Genomic DNA, 5,214 nt, shown 5'->3' with positions numbered 1-5,214 from the left:
CCCTCCATTTTTTGGGAGAGTCTTGGGTTTTCTGCTCTGGGACCAAACCTTGGACCGCCGGGAATTAGAGTTTCCGGCTCTGATCACGATGGCTGGCTGGTAGCGCCACCGGGATTATGCAGTGCGATCGGGACGTTATAACCGATCGCCGAGTGAGGACGTTCCTCGTTGTAATATCGACGCCAAGTCTCCAACTTTTCGCGGGAATCTGCAAGGGTCAGGAACCAATGAGCATTCAGGCATTCCGATCGCAGCTTGCTGTTGAAGGCCTCGATGAAGCCGTTATCAGTCGGTTTGCCCGGGCGTGAGAAGTCCAGGGTGACGTTGTTGGCATAGGCCCAGAGGTCAAGATCACGGGAGATGAACTCGCTGCCATTATCCACCCTGATCGTCTTCGGATAGCCGGTCTTTCGGCAGATGCCTTCGAGGGTCTGGACGACATCCTCGCCGCGATAGGTGAAGCGAGCGTCGGCGGCCGGGCAGTAGCGCGAGTGCGTGTCGACCACGGTCAGGATACGCAGCTTCTTGCCGGTTGCGAGCTGGTCATGAACGAAGTCCATCGCCCAGACATCGTTCGGCCCGACAGCTTCCTGACGATCATCTCGGAGCTTTGCCTTCACACGCCGCTTGGGATGCTTGTTGCGCAGCTGAAGCCCTAACTCGCTGTAAATTCTGCGTGTCTTCTTCATATTGATCTTCCAGCCGTCGCGGCGCAAATGCACATGGACGCGGCGGTAGCCATACCGCACACGTGTCTCGCAAATCTCCTTGATGCGTCGTTCGAGTGGGGCCTGTCCGGTGCGGCGGGATTTGTAGTGGTAGGTCGATGTATCGAACTTCAGGACCTTGCAGGCCCGTCGAATCGATATGCCCAGTCCACCAGCATCCCGTCGATCAGCTTGCGCTTCCGGACAGGCCTCAGAGCTAATGGGATGGTCCGCCCTGTCTCCCGAGAGCATAATGGAAGCAGGCAAAAAGGAGGGCCTCAGTGATGGATCGCAATCAACCGCGTGACTGCACTGTTTTTGGAGTAGATATTGGGAAGAACGTGTTCCACGTCGTCGGCCTGGATGGTTCAGGTGCGATTGTTCAGCGAGTTAAGTTCCGACGAGAGACATTGCTGCAATTCTTCGAGCGTGCGGCGCGTACGCTCGTGGGAATGGAAGCCTGTCCCGGGTCTCAGTGGCTGGCGCGCAAGCTGCAGACAATGGGACACGAAGTCCGGATTATTCCCGCGCAGTTTGTGAAGCCTTATGTGAAGTCGAACAAGAACGACACCATTGATGCCGCAGCTATCGCCGAAGCAGCAACGAGGCCGACAATGCGGTTTGTGGGTATTAAACAGCCGGACCAAGTTGATTTGCAGATGATGCACCGCGTTCGGAGTCGGTTGGTGTCAGCCCGGACAAACCTCATCTGTCAGATGCGTGCCTACTGCCTTGAGCATGGTGTCGCGATGCGACAAGGGGCTGGCGTATTCAAACTCGATATTTGCCGAGTTATTGAAGATCTGGACAATGATCTGACGCCAATGGCCCGTTCTGTTCTTCGCGATCTACATGACGATCTCCGCAGGCTGGAGGCACGTATCCGGCAAGTATCGGACGACATTGAGAAGATTGCAGACAGCGACGAGCGCGCGAGGCGCCTCATGACAATTCCAGGCATCGGCCCACTTGGAGCTACAGCTATTCTGTCAGCCGTCGGCAATCCCTCACGGTTTGCCAAGGCGCGAGACGTTGCAGCCTGGTTAGGCCTGGTCCCTCGTCAGTACTCGACCGGCGGAAAGCAAACGCTCCTCGGCATCAGCAAGCGGGGCAACAATTATATTCGACGATTGCTCATCCATGGTGCCCGCTCCTGTTTGATGCACCTCAACCGAGACAAGGATCGGCTTGGCCATTGGATCGATGAATTGCGACTCAGAATGCACGTGAACAAGGTGACCGTGGCTTTGGCTGCTAAGCTGGCGCGTATCGTTTGGGTGATACTCACGAAGCCCGGCGCCACTTACATGCGCCAGCCAGCTGCATAGCCCATCGCCATTCTGGCTCCTGAAGGCCAGACAGATTGCGAGGTTCGAAGGTGATGACGAGACAGTTGATCGGCATTCTGTAAGTCCTGGCTGAAAGAGGGCTTCGTGCCCGAAGAAGCTATTTGGAAACAGGATGTGCGGATCTCATCAGGGCCTGACTGCAACCGCAGTCCACTCGCGAGAGGCCGGATACATTTACGCAAACTGCATTCGTCAGCAGCTAAAGATCCTTGCAATGACAGGGCGGACCATACATTTCGGCGGATCACGTCCTGCAGCATCTCGCGGTCCAGCGTCAGATCGGCAACGATCTTCTTGAGCCTGGAGTTCTCATCTTCCAGAGCCTTCAATCGGCGCATCTCATCGGGCAGCAGACCCCCATACTTCTTGCGCCAATTGAAATAGGTCGCCTGGCTGATCCCCGCCTTCCGGCAAATCTCTGCCACCGGCACGCCGTCGTCGCCCTGCTTCAAAATGAACGCCTTCTGGGCGTCCGAGAACTTCGATGCCTTCATGCTTCCGCTCCTTTTCCCAGCCGGGAAATTACAGCGGAAAACTCCAATTATGAACGGTCCAGTTTTTGGGGATCAGAGCAGCAGCCGCGCTGTCAGATGGGAGTTTTCAACTTTTGCAAGAGCGAGCAAACGGAGCCCTTATCGTGTCGTATGGGGTTTTGTGGCGTTTCGTGCGCCCCTTGGGCCGACGTCGATTGCCTCGAGATGTCGTTCTCACGACTGACGGACAGTATGTCGAACGCATCCATGCGGACTGCTCAGTTTTGCGATCCCCGTGTTGATGCGGGTGTTTGGGATCGTCTTTGTGTAGCGTTGGTTTGGAAACGCAAAAAGCCCCACAATGGGGGCTCTCTGGTATCACAGGGATTGTTGGTTGCGGGGGCAGGATTTGAACCTGCGGCCTTCAGGTTATGAGCCTGACGAGCTACCGGGCTGCTCCACCCCGCGTTATGTTTGAGCATTGTCTGGTTATTTGCCAGACTATGTTGTTTCTGTGTCCGTGGCGCATGCCCGGTTGTTTATTGTTTTGTCCTGCCTTTGGCCACTTTTGGTGTCCTTTGGTGGACAGGGCTGCTCTTGGCCTGTGCGTCGCATTTTTGGTATGACGCTTCTAGATTATTTTGCAGCAAAAAGGCCGCGTTGTCAGCGGCCCTTGTCTGTCGGCTTGGGCCGAAGTTTGTGTTGAGAAGATTTTGATTGCCTTTAGCAGACCTGGCAGCGACCTACTCTCCCGCGTCTTAAGACGAAGTACCATTGGCGCTGGGGCGTTTCACGGCCGTGTTCGGAATGGGAACGGGTGCGGCCGCCCCGCCATAACCACCAGGTCGGCTAAGGGCAATGTGATTGAGAAGCTGGTGAAGGTATGAGCCTTCGTTTTTGATTTGAACACGTTATTTGTTTTGTCTCTTTTTGTCTTTGACCTGTTTGAGTGTGCCACCCCTACAGGCCAGCGGCCGTCGCCAATCGTTTGGCGCGCCGTCCTTAAGCCGCAGCAAGCTTTGCTTGCGACAGCGTGAGGACAAAACAGATGGCATCATCTGTGCTGCAGGGCAGCACGGATGAGCATTTTCAATGAGAACGATCAAGCCAATCGGGCTATTAGTAAGGCTAAGCTTCATGCGTTACCGCACGTCCACACGCCTCCTATCAACGTGGTCGTCTTCCACGGCCCTGATAGGGAATACTCGTTTTCAGGTGGGTTTCCCGCTTAGATGCCTTCAGCGGTTATCCCTTCCATATATAGCTACCCTGCTATGCCGTTGGCACGACAACAGGTCCACCAGAGATATGTCCATCCCGGTCCTCTCGTACTAGGGACAGATCCTGTCAATATTCCTACACCCACGGCAGATAGGGACCGAACTGTCTCACGACGTTCTGAACCCAGCTCACGTACCGCTTTAATTGGCGAACAGCCAAACCCTTGGGACCTGCTCCAGCCCCAGGATGCGATGAGCCGACATCGAGGTGCCAAACAACCCCGTCGATATGGACTCTTGGGGGTCATCAGCCTGTTATCCCCGGCGTACCTTTTATCCGTTGAGCGATGGCCCTTCCACGCGGGACCACCGGATCACTATGACCGACTTTCGTCTCTGCTCGACTTGTCAGTCTCGCAGTCAGGCGGGCTTATGCCATTGCACTCGACGACCGATTTCCGACCGGTCTGAGCCCACCATCGCGCGCCTCCGTTACTCTTTCGGAGGCGACCGCCCCAGTCAAACTACCCACCATACACTGTCCCGGATCCGGATAACGGACCGCGGTTAGACATCCATGACGATAAGGGTGGTATTTCAAGGATGGCTCCACGAGAACTGGCGTCCCCGCTTCAAAGCCTACCACCTATCCTACACATGCCGACACGAATGCCAGTGTAAAGCTATAGTAAAGGTGCACGGGGTCTTTCCGTCTGACCGCAGGAACCCCGCATCTTCACGGGGAATTCAATTTCACTGAGTCTATGTTGGAGACAGCGGGGAAGTCGTTACGCCATTCGTGCAGGTCGGAACTTACCCGACAAGGAATTTCGCTACCTTAGGACCGTTATAGTTACGGCCGCCGTTTACTGGGGCTTCGATTCAAAGCTTGCACCTCTCCTCTTAACCTTCCAGCACCGGGCAGGCGTCAGACCCTATACGTCGTCTTATCGACTTCGCAGAGCCCTGTGTTTTTGATAAACAGTCGCTACCCCCTGGTCTGTGCCACCCCAATACACTTGCGTATAATGGGGTCACGCTTCTTCCGAAGTTACGCGTGCAATTTGCCGAGTTCCTTCAACATAGTTCTCTCAAGCGCCTTGGTATACTCTACCTGACCACCTGTGTCGGTTTCGGGTACGGTCTATAATGATGGAGCTATTTCCTGGAACCGCTTCCCTGCCCATCCAATCCAATAAGAATGAACAAGTTACGCAATCCGTCACTACCACCAGGCCCACGAATATTAACGTGGTTCCCATCGACTACGCGTGTCCGCCTCGTCTTAGGGGCCGGCTAACCCTGCTCAGATTAACTTTAAGCAGGAACCCTTGGTCTTTCGGCGAGGGGGTCTCTCACCCCCTTTATCGTTACTCATGTCAACATTCGCACTTCCGATACCTCCAGAGGCCCTCACGGGTCCTCCTTCACTGGCTTACGGAACGCTCCGCTACCACACATCTTA

The 5,214-nt window shown here is 55.2% G+C and carries 1 protein-coding gene, 1 tRNA gene, 2 rRNA genes and 2 pseudogenes (1 of these 6 running past the window's edge); 1 reads left to right on the top strand and 5 read right to left on the bottom strand.

The genetic code is table 11. The features are described from left to right. Positions 1-83: 83 nt before the first annotated feature. A pseudogene (locus G6N80_RS06330) lies at positions 84-925 on the bottom strand (IS3 family transposase); the annotation flags it as partial. A 66-nt stretch (positions 926-991) separates the two neighbouring features. On the opposite strand from G6N80_RS06330, the gene G6N80_RS06325 reads away from it, so the two are divergent. Further along, positions 992-2,035, top strand: a complete 1,044-nt coding sequence (locus tag G6N80_RS06325) for an IS110 family RNA-guided transposase (RefSeq protein WP_210300926.1) — start codon at positions 992-994, stop codon at positions 2,033-2,035. Between the two features lie 257 nt (positions 2,036-2,292). On the opposite strand, the pseudogene G6N80_RS06320 reads toward G6N80_RS06325, so the two are convergent. From G6N80_RS06320 to G6N80_RS06305, 4 genes and pseudogenes are all read right to left on the bottom strand, one after another. Then, a pseudogene (locus G6N80_RS06320) lies at positions 2,293-2,550 on the bottom strand (transposase); the annotation flags it as partial. Between the two features lie 370 nt (positions 2,551-2,920). Then, a tRNA-Met gene (locus G6N80_RS06315) sits at positions 2,921-2,997 on the bottom strand. Positions 2,998-3,259: 262 nt separating this feature from the next. Beyond that, positions 3,260-3,374 (bottom strand): 5S ribosomal RNA (rrf, locus tag G6N80_RS06310). 253 nt (positions 3,375-3,627) lie between these two features. Further along, positions 3,628-5,214: ribosomal RNA gene (locus G6N80_RS06305) — 23S ribosomal RNA — on the bottom strand (it continues 1,217 nt past the right edge of the window).

Source organism: Rhizobium rhizoryzae (assembly GCF_011046895.1).
GTDB lineage: Bacteria > Pseudomonadota > Alphaproteobacteria > Rhizobiales > Rhizobiaceae > Neorhizobium > Neorhizobium rhizoryzae.
The sequence above is the reverse complement of the archived record's forward strand: the minus strand, read 5'-3'. Positions and strand labels throughout refer to the sequence as shown.